The sequence below is a fragment of the Butyrivibrio sp. MB2005 genome (genome assembly GCF_000424285.1).
Lineage (GTDB): Bacteria > Bacillota > Clostridia > Lachnospirales > Lachnospiraceae > Butyrivibrio.
Genome location: NZ_AUJP01000012.1, coordinates 44612 through 62085 on the forward strand (window position 1 = coordinate 44612; position 17474 = coordinate 62085).

Here is a 17474-nt window from a genome sequence, read left to right on the forward strand (position 1 = left end):
TAGTATGAAGAAACAGATTGCGCTTTTCATGGCGCTAATGATGGGGGCTTCTGTCTGCGGATGCGGGCAGAAAGCACCTGTAATTGAAAATGTAGTAAAGACAGAGCAGGTTGACATTCAAAGCACACCTGCTCCAAATATTGTTTATGATGTTCCACCGGAGATTCCAGGTGCGCTTGTTGATCAGAACGGATACAGGACTGGGGCGGAGAAGGCTGTAGTATTTAAGGGTGAGGAACTCCCTGATGTTTTCTATGTCTACAATCTTGATACCAATGATCTCGAGTATACCGGTCAAATGCGGAGCGTAGGCAGTTCAGGAGATGAAAATATCAAGGTTGGATATTTTTCTGATCTTATAACTGACGGTAATTATTATATTTACACCGATATAATCGGAAGCTCCTTTAGCTTCAGAATTCAGAACGATCTGTATGATGAAATTTTTAACAGTGCATGTAAGACCTATTACATGAACAGATGCGGATCAAATCTTTCGGAGGAGTTTGCAGGCAGTGATGCCCATCTTGCCTGCCATACGGCAGAGGCTCATTTGCAGGAGGATCCGTCAAGGGCTATTGATGTTACAGGTGGATGGCACCTTAATTCCCAGGCTGACAGGGATGTGGTTCAGGGCTGTAAGATCGCACAGAATTTGCTTCTTGCTTATGAGATGAATCCTAAGGCTATTACGGATGATACCGGTATTCCCGAGAGCGGAAATGGTGTACCGGATCTTCTCGATGAGATAAGATATGAGATAGAGTGGCTTATGAAGATGCAGGATGAAAGGACAGGCGGTGTCTATGGTTCTGCGCTTACCGTAAGAGATGAGAGTAAGGATCTTATGCAGGCAGAAGTGGAGGTTACACCTATCACCATGGAAGCCACCATCTGCTTTGCCACACTTCTTGCAGATTTTAGTTACCAGTATCAGAGCTTTGACTCTGATTTTGCAACAGCCTGCCTTAAATGCGCCGACAAAGCATACAGCGTATTTGCAGGTAATGAGAACATTAAAGAAAACACAGCAGGTTTTCATGCTGCAGCGCAGCTTTACAGAGCTACAGGCTCATCAAGCTACGAGCAGGTTTTGACCTCCTATTTTGAAAGAAATGATTTTGACAGCCTTTTCAAAGAGGATGAGGAAGTGTTCCTTGGAGGAGTGACCTACATATCTACAAGCCAGAAGGTGAATGTGGATGTGTGCGACAGGATAATGAAGCTCCTTATGAAAAAGGCATCGGCAATAGCGAGTGCGTCAAAGAACAGTGCGTATCTGGTTTCAGACGAGGATCATGCCACACTTTTGGATGATATGAGAACCATAACAATTACGGACCATATCATATATAATTATGAATATACGACTATCATTGAGAATCATGCTCATTACCTTATGGGCAGGAACCCGGAAGCAGTTAACTACATAACTGATGACACCGAGAGGACTTACCTTGATACAGATGCAGGTATGGGTATTATGAATCAGCCGCTTCTCAATGCAAAATTCATATTCATGCTTAGTGTTATTAAGGAATAAGATTTATGAACACTGAAATAAACGGATTAAAAATAAATTATCGCGATGAGGGACAGGGACCACTCCTTGTGATGCTTCATGGCTGGGGCTCCAATGTGGATCTTTTTGACGGCGTTATCAAATTTGCCGCTAAGAAATACCACGTAGTGGGAATGGATATGCCGGGCTTTGGAAAAAGTGATGAGCCATCTGAGCCTTGGGAAGTAGCAGATTTTGTGGATTTTGTAATTGCTTTTGTAAAAAAGCTCTACCCTGATGAGAAGGAAGTGATTTTCCTTGGACATTCAATGGGCGGAAGAGTAATTATCAAAATGATCGGAACAAAGTCAGAGGATGAGCTTGGCTTTAAGATTCCAAAGGTAATTCTTACGGACAGCGCAGGAATTAAGCCTATTCCTTCAGGAAAACAGAGCAGTAAGACTAAGCGTTATAAATTTTATAAGAGCATTCTTGTTAATACCGGCATTGCCAAGGCTTTCCCTAACACCCTTGAGAGCCTGCAGAAAAAATTTGGCTCTGCGGATTATGCTGCAGCATCGCCTGTTATGAGAGCGAGTCTTGTAAAGGTTGTTAATGAGGATCTGCAGGAGTACATGCCTTCACTAAAAATGCCTGTTCTTCTTATCTGGGGCGACCAGGATACGGCGACACCTTTATCAGACGGACAGCAGATGGAAAAACTTATGCCGGAAGCAGGACTTGCAGTTATTCAGGGGGCAGGACATTATTCCTTCCTTGATAATCAGTACCTTTTCAACAAGATACTCGGAAGCTTTTTAAATGTGGATTTTTAAAAGGAAAATAGAATGGATACATTTATTTTTGTAGTATTTACTATCGCATATATAGCTGTAACCGTACTGGGACTTAGATATTACTCCCACATGTTGCAGCTTTCTTCCTATCAGTTTCAGGGATATTTCAGATTCCTTAGATCCAAACCGCAAAGATATGGTCTGCATGTGGGATTTTTGGTGGTGACTATCCTTGCAGGAATAGCTGATGCAAAGGCAGGGAACGTCCTTAGAATTCTTTCACTGGCATTTCTTGTCTTCATGATCCTTCAGTATCTTCCAAAGCCGGCTAAAAAGAAATTTGTGGTAACTAAGAGAGTTCAGAGACTTTTTGTAACATATGCGGTTGTTTTCCTTATTTTTGTGGTGGCAGCAGCCATACTTTATAAGGTTGGAAACAGAGCGGCAGCTTACTGCATCATCGCAGTTTACATGGGACTTCTTCCTCTGGTAATTGCTCTTTGCAATCTTATAAATAAGCCCATTGAGAAAAAAGTAAATGACTGGTTCATCCATGATGCACAGAGGATTCTTGCTGAGCATCCTGGTCTTAGGATCATAGGTATCACAGGAAGCTATGGTAAGACCAGCGTAAAGTATTATCTGTGGACGCTGCTTTCTGAGGGATTTAGAGTACTTATGACACCTGAGAGCTTCAATACTCCCATGGGTGTTGTAAGAACTATCAGAGAAAACCTTACTCCCATGCATGAGATTTTTATATGTGAGATGGGAGCAAGGCACGTACATGACATAAAGGAAATAACAGATATTGTTCATCCTGATGATGGAATACTGACTTCCATCGGACCTCAGCACCTTGAGACCTTCCATTCCATCGAGAACATCATAGATACCAAGTACGAGCTTTTTGATGCGGTTCAGGAAAAGAGCAGCAAGGGTCTGAAATTTGCAAATGGTGATAATGAGATCATAACTGCCAATATGAGGCATGAAAATGTCATTACCTATGGTGTGTCGGAGGGCTGCGATTACAGAGCTACAGATGTTAAATACAGTGCTGATGGTGCTACGTTTACAGTTACAGCGCCAAATGGGGACAGCGCCGAATTTAGCATGAAGCTTCTTGGTGAACACAATGTAACCAATGTGGTTGGTGCTATAGCCATGGCGCATACCTTGGGAATTCCCTTCTCCAAGCTTAAGATGGGAGTTCGAAGGATAACACCTGCACCTCACAGACAGGAGCTCATTAAGCACGGTAATGTATCAATAATCGACGATGCGTATAATTCAAATCCGATGGGTGCTAAAATGGCACTTAATACACTTTCAAAATTTGAGGATTATACCAGAATCCTTGTAACTCCGGGCATGGTGGAGCTTGGTGATAAGGAAGCAGAGTATAATCGCGAGTTTGGAAGACAGGCTGCAAAGGCAGCGGATTATATCATCCTGGTGGGTATAGATCACACAAGACCTATAAAGGAAGGTGCTCTGGAAGCAGGATTTTCGGAGGACAGACTATTTTCAAAGGAGACACTAAAGGAAGCCACCGATCTTATGTATGAGATCGATGCGGGGAGGCAGAAGGTCATTCTTTTGGAGAATGATCTTCCGGATAATTACACTTGAGAAAAGAGGTTGGGGAGATGCTAAGGGGTGAAAAAAAAATAGACTTCATGGATTTATGCTTTTCGTTTTGTATGTCTTTGATAACCGTATTAAATGTTAATGCCGTAGAAGACCATTTCTTTTTGACAGGCTATGTGCTTGTCAAGGATATGCTGTGTTTTGCGGCATTTTTCTTATTGTTCTTTGCATCTACTATTACTTTAAAATATCTTGGCTCAAAATATAAGCCGAGACCCATTCAAAAGCCGGCCGGGAAAAAGGTGGTTATGTCTGCGCTTCTTATGTGGTGCGCCCATCTTCCTTATCTTCTTATTCTTGCTCCCGGAGTATTAAATTACGACACTATCAATCAGGTGAGGGATGTTTTTGATGGTGTATCCCCTGTGCCCTTTGGCTTTGTGGAGGGACAGGAGACGATCAATGCCTTTATGAATGCGCATCATCCTGTGGTTATAGCGTTTTTGTTTGCTGCATTTATTAAACTCGGCGTCATACTTGGAGATCCGGGAAAAGGACTTTTTATCTATTGCCTTTTACAGTCCCTTGTAGCCTGCTTTGTTTTTTCAGGAATTCTTACAGATCTTGAAAATAACGCAAAGGATGCAGTTAAACAATTTGTGGTAAAGGTAGTAAGGCTGTTCTTTATATTTTCACCCTTCATTTCTTATTACACAATCTGTATGCTGAAAAATACCGTGCATAGTCTTCTGTTTTTGATTCTTTTGTATGGCTATTACAAATATCTTGAAGGCGGAGAGGTATCCTCCAAAAAAGGTATTATTTTCATGATCACATCTTCTCTTCTTATGTGCTTTACCCAGAATACCGGGGCTTATGTGGTGGTTTTATCAAGCCTTTTGCATCTGGTTTTCAGAAAAAAGAACAGAATGGTTTTTCTTATGAACATATGTCTGTGCATTGTTGTTTGGTTCATTATAGTTCCTAAGGTCATTTATCCCGCAGCTAATATCTATCCCGGCGGAAAGCAGGAGATGCTTGGGACCTGCTTCCAGCAGACCGCAAGACTTGTAAGAGATAGGGAGGATGAGCTTACAGATGGCGATAAGCAGATCATCGGCAGGGTTTTGGACTATGAAAAAATAAAAAGCGATTATGCCTTTGATGCAACTGACCCTGTAAAAGCCACCTTTAATATTCATGCGACAAAGGAAGACATGAAGGCCTATTATAAGTTCTGGATAAAGAAGGGCATACAGCATCCAATAATATACTTAAGGGCAATACTTCCTATTTGCGGTAACTTTTTTGCTCCGGTATCCTCCGTACAGATTTTTGACAAAATACCAATGTCAGAGGGGATTTTTGAAAATGTAAAACAGGTAAATCCTTCTAAACTATGGATGGGACTGGATGACTGGTACTATGAACTGAGAGATATGCCGGGCATAAGCATACTTTTTCAGGTGGTGCTTTACAGCTTTTGGATTCCTGCGTATCTGCTCTATTATAATGTCATAAAGAGATGGCATAAAAATGACGGAGAAAGAAAACCGGTAAATGGAATTCTTGTACCTATTTTCATTTTTATTCTGATGCTGATAGTAAGTCCTGTTAATTACAGCAGATATGCGCTGCCTCTTATATTTTCGTCACCTGTTTGTTTGTGCATGCTTATGCCTGCAAAAAATAAATGAGGTTGAAATTTTTTCTGATGAGGCTATACTTTTAGGGAACCCTAGTTAATTTTTGAAAGGAAGTGTTTTTTTGAAACTTAAATTAGCAGTTTTATTTGGTGGTAAAAGTACAGAGCATGAGATTTCTATTATCTCTGCTATCCAGGCTATCGGATATATTAACAGAGATAAGTATGAGGTTATCCCGGTTTATATAACCAAGGATAATGATTTTTATATTGGTGAAGACATAGATAAGATCAAGGAATATACACATATTCCTGAGCTTCTTAAAAAGAGCACAAGAGTAGTATTCATCAAGGATGGTAATAAGGTAAATCTTGTTCGTTATCCTATGAAGAAATTCGGTAATAATGTTATTAATTCTGTTGATATCGCATTCCCTATTGTTCACGGAACTAACGTGGAAGACGGAGTGCTTACAGGATACCTTCAGACTCTTGGTCTTCCAGTAGTTGGATGCGACGTGCTTTCATCAGCAGTTGGCATGAATAAATATGTAATGAAGACAGTTCTTAAGGACAATGGTATTTCTGTTCTTGACTGCAAGTGCTATACATGGGTTGATTACGAGGATGCTGAGGCACTGGTTAAGAAGATTGAGGATGCTTTCAAATATCCTGTTATCGTTAAGCCCATCAACCTTGGATCAAGTATCGGTATCTCCAAGGCTGGTAATACACAGGAGCTTAAGGAAGCCCTTGAGCTTGCTTTTGAGTTCTCCAAAAAGATTCTTGTTGAGCCCGCAATTGTGAAGCTTAAGGAGATTAACTGTTCAGTTCTCGGTGATTATGAGAATGCAGAGGCTTCTGAGTGCGAAGAGCCTATTAACTCAGATGAGATTCTTTCATTTGAGGATAAGTATATTGGCGGCGGCTCAAAGGGCGGCGCTAAAGGCGGTGCAAAGACCGGCGGTTCCAAGGGAATGGCATCTCTTAAGAGAAAAATTCCTGCAGAAATCACAGATGAGCAGAGAAGCGAGATCCGTAAAATGGCTGTAGATGCGTTTAAGTGTCTTGGCTGCAGCGGTGTATCCAGAATTGATTTCATGCTTGATGAGGAAACAGGTAAGATTTATCTTAACGAGATCAATACTATTCCCGGATCACTTTCATTTTATCTGTGGGAGCCTCTTGGAAAGAAATATACCCAGCTTCTTGACGATATGATCGATATCGCAATTAAGCAGGACAGAGAGAATAACAAGATCGTATTCTCGTTTGAAACAAACGTGCTTGAAGGTGTTAACCTTGGCGGCGCGAAAACAGCGAAATTGTAATATAAAACAAGGTGAATGATTACTCATCCACCTTGTTTTTTTCATAAGTTTCTTTAATTATGTTGTAGCAATAGGTTTCGATATTCTTTTTATCCTCGGGCTCTAACTGATCCATGTAGATCGGCTTTCCGTACTCAAGGATTACATGAGCTTTCTTGATGAAAGGCGCGTGATCTTCGAATATCGCATTTGAGTTGTTGATGGTCATCGGTACAATGGGACAACCGGTTTTCTGAGCAATTTTAAAGCTTCCTTTGTGGAAGGGGAGCATTTCATCTGAAGCGTTTCTTGTTCCTTCAGGATAGATGGTCATTGAAATGCCTTTTTTTACATTATCGATGGCTGTCAGGATGACCTGCAGGCCCTGTCTGATATCATCTCTGTCAAGGAAGAGGCAGTCCATGAAGACCATCCAGGTTGACAGGATCGGAACCTTTTTGATTTCTTTCTTAGCAATATAACCTGTGATTCTGGGTACTCTTGCATAGCTAAGAACGATGTCGAAGTAGCTTCGGTGATTACCAACATAGAGAACCGGAATATCCTTTGGTACGTTCTCTTCGCCGATCACAGTAAGCTTAACTCCTGAGAGGAATGCTACGATTTTAAAAGCTCTGCTTACAATGGCAAGAGACATGGTCTTTTGAGCCATGGGATTGAACTTACCGACAATCCAGAGAATTAACTGCATTACCAGGCTTAAAATAAAAAATACAAATAAAAATAAACCTACAAAAATTAGCCTTAACATACTTACTTATTCACTCCAATTATGTATTATATATATGCTGATATTTCAGCTATACCACGTTAGTATAACACAAAGAAAGGATACTGATAAATGCTGCTTATAAAAAACGGTAGACTGATAGATCCCTGGTCCGGAACAAATGATTTCAGGGATATTCTTGTAGACGGAGAGAGAATCGTAAAGATTGGTTTTTGCGGAACCTTACATGATTTGGCTGTTGAAGCAGCATCCGTGAAAAGTGAGAATCTTGAAGAGATAGACGCTGCAGGTCTTGTTGTTGCGCCAGGTCTTGTGGATGCTCATGTTCATTTCAGAGATCCCGGTTTTACAGATAAGGAAGATATTTTGACAGGAGCAGATGCAGCAAAGGCAGGCGGCTTTACATCAGTAGTCATGATGGGCAATACGAATCCCCATATGGATAATCCTGAGACCATCAGGTATGCTCTTGAAAAAGGCGAATCCACAGGAATAAGAGTTTTTACCTGTGCCAATATTACAAAGGATATGGCAGGGTCAGAGCTTACAGATATGGAAGGTCTTTTGAGGGAAGGAATCGTTCTTTTTACAGATGACGGAAAGCCCATAACTGATCCGGATGTCATGGAAAAAGCCTGCATGGAAGCGGCAAGGCTTGGCAGGGTGCTGAGTCTTCATGAAGAGGATCCTTCATATATAACAGACAATGGAATAAATGCAGGTGATATAGCAGAGAGTCTTGGTATCAAGGGATCGCCAAGGGATGCAGAAATATCCATGGTTAAGCGCGACATTGAAATCGCTGGAAAAACAGGAGCAGAGATAACTGTCCAGCACATTAGTACAAAAGAAGCCGTCGAGCTTATAAGAGAAGCAAGAAAAACAAACCCTCGCATACACGCAGAAGCTACGCCTCATCACTTCACCCTTACAGACAGTGCGGTACTTAAACATGGCACCATGGCTAAGATGAATCCGCCCCTTAGAAAAGAAGAGGACAGGATAGCAATAATTAAAGGAATCGCAGACGGTACAATAGAGACTATTGCAACGGATCATGCTCCTCATACAGCGACGGAGAAGGCAGCAGAATTAACCAAAGCCCCCAGCGGCATAATAGGACTTGAAACCTCCCTTGGACTTGGCATAAGAGAGCTGGTACAGAAGGGATATATGAATCTTATGACACTTATTTCGAGAATGACCTGTCAGCCTGCGGAGGTTTACAGAATCAGAACCCTCATAAGAGATGAGAGCGCAGGTGAAAATGTCTATGACGAGCTTCCTGTTGGAAGGTGCTTTGAGGGCGGTCCCGCGGACTTTGTTATTTTTGGAGAAAACGAGACCTATACAGTTGGAACAAAATTTGCATCAAAAGCCTGCAACACACCTTTTATTGGTGAAGAGGTTCCCGGCAAAATTCACTATACGATATGCAGCGGCAAAGTAGTATTTTCAGCATGATGATATAAACATAAAGTAGGAGAGAAAACTATGTCTAAAAAGAAGAAAATCGGAGCAGAGGTTATTTCGCAAAGGCTCCTTGCGGAAGGAATCATGGATTTAAGGCTTAGAACAAGTCTTGCAGAGGATGCAAAACCGGGGCAGTTTATCGGTGTGTATCCCCAAAATAAGTCCACACTTCTTCCAAGGCCCATCAGTATCTGCGGATATGACAGAGAGAATAAGGAACTGCGTATTGTGTACAGGATAGCCGGCAGCGGCACTGCGGAATTTGCTCTGTATCAGGAGGGGGATAATACTGATATCCTTGGAGTTTTAGGTAACGGTTTTCCTCTTGATAAGGCAGCAGGAAAAAGAGTAGTTATAATCGGTGGAGGCATTGGAGTTCCGCCGCTTCTTGGCCTTGCAAAGGAGCTTTCAGAGAATGCTGCTTCAAAACCAGAGTCTGTAACCATGGTTATGGGATATAGGAATGCTGATACTTTTCTTACAGATGAATTTGAGAATTATGGAAAGCTTCTGATTGCTACAGAGGATGGAAGTATCGGTACCAAAGGAAATGTAATTGATGCCTGCAAAGAAAATGGTGTAGAAGCTGATGTCATTTATGCCTGCGGCCCTATGCCCATGCTTCGCGGCGTGGCTGCTTATGCAAAAGAAATCGGTGCGAAGGCATATATAAGCCTTGAGGAGCGTATGGCCTGCGGCGTAGGTGCATGTCTTGGATGTATATGCAAGACCAAAGAGGTGGACGATCATTCACATGTTAAGAACGCCCGCATCTGTACCGATGGTCCTGTTTTTGATGCAGATGATCTTGAGCTTTGATAATCAGTTACTTGGAGAGCTGGGGACCGTTATCGCACGTCCTTTGGGCGATTACGGTCCACGTATCCGAACGGACTTAGTTAGATAAAAAAATCGTTTTAGAGGTGGTGAGAATATATGAATACATCAGTTAATATAGCGGGAGTAACCTTTAAGAATCCTGTAATGACAGCTTCCGGTACATTCGGATCCGGAATGGAATATGCGGAATTTGTTGATCTTAACAGACTTGGGGCTGTTGTGACCAAGGGTGTTGCCAATGTGCCGTGGCCGGGAAACCCCACACCGAGAGTTGCAGAGGTTTACGGAGGAATGCTTAATGCAATCGGTCTTCAGAATCCCGGAGTGGATGTGATGATTGAAAGAGACCTTCCTTTTCTTAAGGACTTTGATACAAAGGTTATCGTTAATGTTTGCGGAAAAAGTACTCAGGACTACGTGGACGTGGTAGAAAGACTTGCTGATCAGGACAGCGTTCACATGCTTGAGATCAATGTTTCATGCCCCAATGTAAAGGAGGGTGGTATTGCTTTCGGACAGAATCCCGATGCACTTTTCGAGATTACAAAGGAGATAAAAAAGCACGCTAAACAGCCCATCATAATGAAGCTTAGCCCCAATGTTACAAGCATTGCAGAGATGGCAAGAGCAGCAGAGGCAGCAGGCAGCGATGCAATCTCTCTTATTAATACGATTACCGGAATGAAGATTGATATTTACAAAAAGACCTTTGCAATTGCCAATAAGACAGGTGGTCTTTCAGGTCCTGCAATTAAGCCTGTAGCGGTTCGTATGGTATACGAGGCATCGCATGCAGTAAAGATACCGGTTATTGGTATGGGCGGAATCGCAACAGCTGAGGATGCAATAGAATTCATGCTTGCAGGAGCAACAGGAGTTGCTGTTGGCGCAATGAACTTCCATAACCCTTATGCAACAATAGAGGTTATTGAGGGAATAGAGCGCTATATGTCAGGGCAGGGAATTGAGAATATTAATGAAATTATCGGAGCTGTAGAATAAGCTCCGATAAAATGAATTCGTATTATTCTGTAAAAGTGAAGGACACTCTCACTTTTGAGTCAGAGATTTTTTCTCCGTCAGCCTTTAGTTCATACTGGAGGTGGACGGAGATTTTTTTAGGTGTTTCTTCAATCATCAGGTGTCTTGTGATGGCTGTGAGCTTCATGATGCCGTACTGTGTCTGATAGTCGGTCTCGCAGGTCTCGCCAAGACCAAAGTGCAGCTCAGAGTTCACAGAGCCTGTCTGGGACATGGTGATCTTACCGTTACCGATAATAAGGGTGTGATGATTCCTTATATGCAGCTTGTCATCATCGGCAGGATCATAGTACTGAATCAGGGTACTGTTTCCGTCGGTGATGCAGGAAGCGGTACATTCAGTTTTTACTATTTCAGGCTTTCCATCGCCGTGATCGTGTGCGCCGATTATCTTAATTATTCCATTCATAGGCATTACCTTTATACAGGCTTTGTGATGTACAGTTCCGGTGCAATTCCTCTGCTTCTAAGCTCATTTACTGCATGCTCAGCGTAGACAAGATTCTTATTTTCAAAGATTCCAAATACTGTAGGGCCGCTTCCGCTCATTCTGGCTCCCATGGCACCATTAGCAAGAAGAATCTGTCTGATATCTTCGATTACAGTGTATTTTGAAGCGGTTACTGGCTCTAAAACATTACCAAGTCTGTCTGTGATGCCTGCAAGGTCGCGCTTTTCGATAGCTTCCATCATACCGTCTATATCAGGATGGTTCTCGATGGGCTTGGAATCAAGGGTTGTATAAGCCCATGCAGTTGAGACATCGATAGAAGGCTTAGCAATAACTATGTGGCAGGAAGGCATATCTCTAAGGAATGTCAGCTTTTCACCGATTCCCTCTGAGAGTGCTGTACCACCGCAGATGCAGTAAGGAATATCTGCACCAAGAGGAGTTGCCAGCTGGCATAATTCTTCCTGGCTAAGACCAAGATTCCAAAGCTCGTTAAGCGCATGGTAAGTAGCTGCTCCGTCGGTACTTCCGCCTGCAAGACCTGCAGCCATGGGAATGTGCTTTTTAAGGCTTACGGTAACACCCTTCTCTATGCCATATTTTTCTTTTAGCTGAGCAGCAACCTTCCAAATAAGATTGGTTTTATCTGTGGGGATTCTGGGGTTAGCTGTCATGATGATAATCTGTCCGTCATCGCGATTTTCAAAGGACAGTTCGTCATGCAGGTCAATGCTCTGCATGATCATCTTTACAATATGGTAGCCATCATCTCGTCTTCCCAGGACATCCAGCCCTAAGTTTATTTTTGCGTATGCTTTTCTTGTTATCATTGAATTTCCCTTCCGGATAAGAATAAGTAAAACACTTACTATTAATATGATGTAGGTGTCAAAAGTAAATTTTGACACCATATGATATACGAATTGCTCCGTTTCTTCGAAACTCTCGCAATTCTACAAATATTCGGAAACCGCTAATTTACTGCGTAAATTGCTAATTCCTCATATTTGTTCGGGTCATAAAGTAAAAATGCTTAACATGCAAGCATGTACGCATTTTTGACTTTTGACACCTATATCATTAATATAATAAAAAATGCTGATTTACACAATGAATTTGCGTAGGGCACGAAAGGATTCAGCATCCAGATCCCTAAACGCAGAACATAAAAAAGCTGCGAAGGATTTCCTTCGCAGCAGCTTCATAACTAAATTATAAAGGCTTTGCTCCTGCCTTCTCCTTTGCCTTAGCAACGAGATTCTTCCAGAAGCCCTTCTTTTCTTCGGGAGCAGCGTTGCTTCCACGAATACCCTTAACAGAAAGTACATAGATTCCGCTTACTTCTGCCTTAACTTCCTTTTTAACAGGAACAGAGTCAAAAATCTTCTCATCACATACGAGATTCATGATCTGGGGACCAACCTTAACCTTAAGGATCGGAAGCTTGGAACGACGAAGAAGCTTGGGAGTGTTCTCCATAACGGCTGCAGGAAGTCCTGCTTCGTTGATTCGCATTCTCTTTTTGTCGATGATCAGCATGGAAATACTCTGCTTTACAGCTTCCATCTGAGCCTGCTGTTCTTCCTGACGCTTCTGTGCTCTCTTGCCAAGGATTGTAAGGGCTACAAGAGCTATGATCAAAATAACTAAAATGACTATCATTACTATAGCTGCGGTACTCAAAACTAACCTCCAATTACTACAAACTGATTTAACTAGCAAATTGTATTCTATCATTCTTTTAGCGGGCAGGCAACAAAATACTTTAATCATAGTCAATTCTGTGATAGTATTAAAAAAGTTTATTTTTATAGGAAGTAATAGAGGAGTATTTTTTTATGAAAAAGATGGCAGTAGCGATGCTTGCGGCACTTCTTACCGTTTCATCTCTTACAGGATGTTCAAAAGCAGGTAATGATACTAACGCAGCATATTTAAAAGACACAGATGTATCCAAGTATGTAACACTTGGAGATTACAAGAATCTTACAGTTGAGGTTGCTTCACCTGAAGTTACTGATGATGAGGTTGCTAGCTATATCCAGTACGTACAGAATTCAATGGCAGCTACAGTAGAAGTAACTGACAGAGCTGTTCAGACAGGAGATACAGTTAATATTGATTACGCCGGCAAATATGCTGATTCAGGAGAGGCATTTGATGGCGGTACAGCTCAGGGATATAATCTTACCATCGGTTCTCACACATTTATCGATGGCTTTGAAGATGGTCTTATCGGAGCAGAGCTTGGTCAGACCCTGGATCTTAACCTTAAGTTCCCTGATTCATACAGCAATGCAGACCTTGCAGGCAAGGATGTTATTTTTACAGTAACAGTTAACAAGATTCTCATTAAGCCCGATTTTGACGATGCTTATGTAGCAACTCTTGGAATCGAAGGCGTATCTACAGTTGATGAGCTTAGCAATTACATAAAAGGAAAACTCATGGAGGATAAGCAGACATCCTATGATACATCTGTTCAGAATGAGGCACTTGAGGCAGCTACAAACGGATGCATGTTTGAGAATCCGCCTCAGGCTATGCTTGACAGATTTGCAGGTCTTTACGCAGATCAGATGGAGCAGGTAGCTCAGTACTATTCTGCTAGCTACGGACAGTCAATGACAGCTGATTCAGTACTTCAGGTGCTTATGTCACAGGAAGGATATTCAGGAGAGGCTGAGGATTATAAAGCAGAGCAGGCACTTAAGCTTGCAAAGCAGTACATCATGCTTGGTGCTATAGCAGCACAGGAAGGCATTGAGGTTACAGAGGATGAGCTTAATGAGAAGCTTACATCCGATATGGAAACAGCAAATGCCAGCGCTGCTGATTCTGATAAGGTAGACAGTCTTGATGCATACAAAGAGACTGTTGATGTAGAGAATATCAGAGAGAGCCTTCTTAGCAAGAAGGTTATTGAGTTCCTTGCTGCAAATGCAAATGTAGTTGAGCCTTCTGATGATGCAGAGGCAACAGAAGAGACTGCAGCAGAGGAGAACACTGAGGAAGCATCAGATGCTTCTGAGGATGGAGAATAATTTTTGAACAACTAATGTTTAAATATGGAGGCATATTATGGAACTGACAGATATCAGAGAGCTTTTTAGAGAGCCGGATAAGTACGCAGACAAAGAAGTAACCGTAGGCGGATGGATTCGTAACATTCGTGATTCTAAGACAATTGGATTTATTGTTTTGAATGACGGTACATATTTTTCACCTCTTCAGGTGGTATATTCTGATGAGCTTAATAATTTTGCAGAGGTTAGTAAGCTTAATGTTGGTGCCGCAATCATTGCTACAGGTAAGATTGTAATGACTCCAGATGCAAAGCAGCCCTTCGAGATGCAGGCTACAGGAATAGAGATTGAGGGACCTTCAACTCCCGATTATCCCCTTCAGCCTAAGCGTCATTCACTTGAGTACCTTAGAACACTTCCTCATCTTCGTGCAAGAACAAACACATTTGAGGCTGTTTTCAGAGTAAGATCACTGGCTGCATATGCTATTCACTCATTCTTCCAGGAGAGAGGCTTTGTATATGTTCATACTCCTCTTATTACAGGAAGTGACTGTGAAGGTGCCGGAGAGATGTTCCAGGTAACAACTCTTGATCTTAACAACGTTCCCAAGAATGAGGAAGGCGAAGTAGATTACACCAAGGATTTCTTTGGCAAGCCTGTTAACCTTACTGTTTCAGGTCAGCTCAACGTTGAGACCTATGCTTTTGCATTTAAGAATGTTTATACATTCGGACCTACATTCCGTGCTGAGAATTCAAACACAACCCGTCATGCAGCTGAGTTCTGGATGATTGAGCCTGAGATGTGCTTTGCAGATCTTAAGGATGACTGTGATTGTGCCGAGGCAATGCTTAAGTATGTTATTAACTATGTACTTGAGAATGCACCTGCTGAGATGGAGTTCTTCAACTCATTCGTAGATAAGGGACTTATTGATCGTCTTAAGAATGTTGCAAACAGCGAGTTTGGTCGTATCACATATACAGAGGCAATTGAGATTCTCAAAGAGCATAACGATGAGTTTGATTATAAGGTAGAGTGGGGCTCAGATCTTCAGACAGAGCACGAGAGATTCCTTACAGAGAAGGTATTTAAAAAGCCTGTATTTGTAACTGACTATCCGAAGGAAATCAAAGCCTTCTACATGAAGCTGAATGAGGATGGTAAGACTGTTGCAGCAGCTGACTGCCTTGTACCCGGTATCGGTGAGATTGTTGGCGGAAGCCAGAGAGAGGATGATCTTGAGACTCTTGAGAAGAGAATGGATGAGCTAGGACTTAAGAAGGAAGATTATCAGTTCTATCTTGATCTTCGTCGCTATGGCTCAGTTCGTCACGCAGGCTTCGGTCTTGGTTTTGAGCGCTGCGTAATGTACCTGACAGGTATGGGCAACATCCGCGATGTTGAGTCCTTCCCTCGTACAGTTGGTAACTGCGAGTTATAATTTTTTAGCATCTTATGACTGTTGCTTCCTTGACAGGAGGCAACAGTTTTTTCTTTTTGTTTTCATGTGAATTTTTTTTGAAATATGTATAAGGATAAAAGCTGACAGCTTAATCATGTTATAATTAGATATAAAATTTTGTTGGAGATTTTGCGGATATCTATCTGCATGAATGATGGGGAAATATGCGAAGATTTAAATTCAAATCTTTTAATAAATATATATGTACAGTACTTGCTGCGACGATGCTTTTTAATTCCGGGTCACTTGCCTTTGCGACCACCAGTGAGGAGCTGAAAAAGCAGCAGAAGGAACTTGAAAAAGAACAGAAGGAACTGGAAAAGAAACAGGATGCGTTGGAATCCGAAAAGAGAAGTAGCCAGAGCGGACTTAACAGCGCAAATCAGAATATTAGTGCAATAGAGGGTGAACAGGCAGAAATTCAGGCGGAGCTGGATGCTGCCAATGAAGAACTTGTGGGACTTCTTACAAGTATCGATCTGATTCAGGCAGACATCACAGATACTGAAGAGAAAATTGTTCAGACCCAGGCAGAGTATGACGAGGCCAAGGCTCTGGAAGAAGAGCTCTACGAAGCTATGAAAAAGCGCATACGCTACATGTATGAAAAGGGCGAGCTTACTTATGCAGAGCTTCTTTTGCAGGCCCAGAGTTTTGATGATCTTCTTAATAAAGCAGAGTATGTAGAGTCTTTGTATGAATACGACAGAACAAAGCTCGGCGAATATGTGGCAGCCAAAAATGCAGCAGAAGAATACGGAGATCAGCTGGCAGAAGCCAAATCTGAGCTTGAAACCTCCAAGTATGAGCTGGAGGAGGAGCAGAAATACACAGAGACGGTTATTGCAAATTATAAGAAAAAATATGCCAACTTTGATGTACAGCTGGCTAAGGCAAAACAGGATGCGGCGGTATATTCTGCACAGCTTCAGAAGCAGACATCCGAGATTAAGGAATTGCAGGCAAAGATTGACTCCAAGGAAGCTGAAGTTAAGAAGACCAAGAAGGCCGCAGATGAAGCAGCATCTAAGGAGGCCGAGGAGGCAGCAAAGAAAAAGGCTGCCGAAGAAGCCAGCAAAAAGGCCGCAGAAGAGGCTCTTGCCAAGGCAAATACTGATGAGGATGATGAAGATGACGATGATGCAGACACTGATACAGATTCTGCATCTGCCGGTAATGCATCAGACAGCAGCTCATCAAAGAGCGCAGAACCTGCAGCACCTACAGGCTCAGCTACAGGGCAGAGTATAGCCAATTATGCTTGTAAATTTGTAGGTAATCCTTATGTGGCAGGCGGCACAAGTCTTACCAACGGCGCGGATTGTTCAGGCTTTGTATATGCGGTATATCAGGCATTTGGAATCAGTGTGCCAAGATCATCCTATGCGCAGGCAGCATACGGAAAGGCAGTGTCCTATGAGAATGCACAGCCCGGAGATGTTATCTACTACGGCGGTCATGTGGCGATATATCTTGGCGGCGGACGTATAGTTCATGCTAGTACCGCCCGTACCGGAATAAAATACGAAAACGCAACCTATAGAACAATTCTTACCATCAGAAGATTTATATAAGAGG

At 42.2% G+C, this 17474-nt stretch carries 15 protein-coding genes; 11 read left to right on the top strand and 4 right to left on the bottom strand.

What is annotated here, in order from left to right; genetic code table 11:
* Nucleotides 1-4: 4 nt before the first annotated feature.
* The 5 genes from G610_RS0107955 (at nt 5) to G610_RS0107975 (ending at nt 6867) form a co-directional block, all read left to right on the top strand.
* A complete protein-coding gene (locus G610_RS0107955; protein ID WP_026524372.1) occupies nt 5-1543 on the top strand; it encodes a glycoside hydrolase family 9 protein in 1539 nt (512 codons plus the stop codon).
* Nucleotides 1544-1548: 5 nt separating this feature from the next.
* Entirely contained in the window at nt 1549-2337 is a 789-nt protein-coding gene (locus G610_RS0107960) for an alpha/beta fold hydrolase (RefSeq protein WP_026524373.1), read from the top strand.
* A gap of 12 nt (nt 2338-2349) precedes the next feature.
* Nucleotides 2350-3933: a UDP-N-acetylmuramoyl-tripeptide--D-alanyl-D-alanine ligase gene (locus G610_RS0107965; RefSeq protein WP_026524374.1), complete on the top strand. Its 1584-nt coding sequence runs from the start codon at nt 2350-2352 to the stop codon at nt 3931-3933.
* A 17-nt stretch (nt 3934-3950) separates the two neighbouring features.
* Nucleotides 3951-5588 carry a DUF6020 family protein gene (locus tag G610_RS0107970; RefSeq protein WP_026524375.1) on the top strand — a complete coding sequence of 546 codons (1638 nt, stop codon included), beginning with the start codon at nt 3951-3953 and terminating at the stop codon, nt 5586-5588.
* 70 nt (nt 5589-5658) lie between these two features.
* Nucleotides 5659-6867, top strand: coding sequence for a D-alanine--D-alanine ligase family protein (locus G610_RS0107975; protein ID WP_026524376.1), 1209 nt, complete (start codon nt 5659-5661; stop codon nt 6865-6867).
* Between the two features lie 19 nt (nt 6868-6886).
* Here G610_RS0107975 and G610_RS0107980 read toward each other — a convergent pair whose 3' ends face one another.
* Complete coding sequence (locus G610_RS0107980) at nt 6887-7558, bottom strand: lysophospholipid acyltransferase family protein (protein ID WP_330368107.1); 672 nt, start codon at nt 7556-7558, stop codon at nt 6887-6889.
* Between the two features lie 150 nt (nt 7559-7708).
* Here G610_RS0107980 and G610_RS0107985 point away from each other — a divergent pair, with 150 nt between their 5' ends.
* The 3 genes from G610_RS0107985 (at nt 7709) to G610_RS0107995 (ending at nt 10912) form a co-directional block, all read left to right on the top strand.
* Nucleotides 7709-9061 (top strand): dihydroorotase, encoded by a 1353-nt coding sequence (locus tag G610_RS0107985; RefSeq protein WP_026524378.1) that lies wholly within the window; start codon nt 7709-7711, stop codon nt 9059-9061.
* Between the two features lie 30 nt (nt 9062-9091).
* Nucleotides 9092-9889, top strand: coding sequence for a dihydroorotate dehydrogenase electron transfer subunit (locus G610_RS0107990; RefSeq protein ID WP_026524379.1), 798 nt, complete (start codon nt 9092-9094; stop codon nt 9887-9889).
* A gap of 117 nt (nt 9890-10006) precedes the next feature.
* Nucleotides 10007-10912 (top strand): dihydroorotate dehydrogenase, encoded by a 906-nt coding sequence (locus G610_RS0107995; protein ID WP_026524380.1) that lies wholly within the window; start codon nt 10007-10009, stop codon nt 10910-10912.
* 22 nt (nt 10913-10934) lie between these two features.
* Here G610_RS0107995 and G610_RS0108000 read toward each other — a convergent pair whose 3' ends face one another.
* The 3 genes from G610_RS0108000 to G610_RS0108010 all read right to left on the bottom strand — a co-directional run bounded on the left by G610_RS0108000 (nt 10935) and on the right by G610_RS0108010 (nt 13085).
* Complete coding sequence (locus G610_RS0108000; protein ID WP_026524381.1) at nt 10935-11360, bottom strand: DUF1934 domain-containing protein; 426 nt, start codon at nt 11358-11360, stop codon at nt 10935-10937.
* Between the two features lie 11 nt (nt 11361-11371).
* Nucleotides 11372-12232, bottom strand: coding sequence for a 4-(cytidine 5'-diphospho)-2-C-methyl-D-erythritol kinase (gene ispE, locus G610_RS0108005; protein WP_035792343.1), 861 nt, complete (start codon nt 12230-12232; stop codon nt 11372-11374).
* Between the two features lie 382 nt (nt 12233-12614).
* On the bottom strand, nt 12615-13085 hold the full coding sequence (locus G610_RS0108010) for a hypothetical protein (RefSeq protein WP_026524383.1): 471 nt from the start codon (nt 13083-13085) through the stop codon (nt 12615-12617).
* Between the two features lie 155 nt (nt 13086-13240).
* On the opposite strand from G610_RS0108010, the gene tig reads away from it, so the two are divergent.
* The 3 genes from tig to G610_RS0108025 all read left to right on the top strand — a co-directional run bounded on the left by tig (nt 13241) and on the right by G610_RS0108025 (nt 17470).
* A complete protein-coding gene (tig, locus tag G610_RS0108015) occupies nt 13241-14446 on the top strand; it encodes a trigger factor (protein WP_026524384.1) in 1206 nt (401 codons plus the stop codon).
* Between the two features lie 37 nt (nt 14447-14483).
* Nucleotides 14484-15875: an asparagine--tRNA ligase gene (gene asnS / locus G610_RS0108020; RefSeq protein WP_026524385.1), complete on the top strand. Its 1392-nt coding sequence runs from the start codon at nt 14484-14486 to the stop codon at nt 15873-15875.
* A 185-nt stretch (nt 15876-16060) separates the two neighbouring features.
* Entirely contained in the window at nt 16061-17470 is a 1410-nt protein-coding gene (locus G610_RS0108025; RefSeq protein ID WP_026524386.1) for a C40 family peptidase, read from the top strand.
* The last annotated feature ends 4 nt before the right edge of the window (nt 17471-17474 follow it).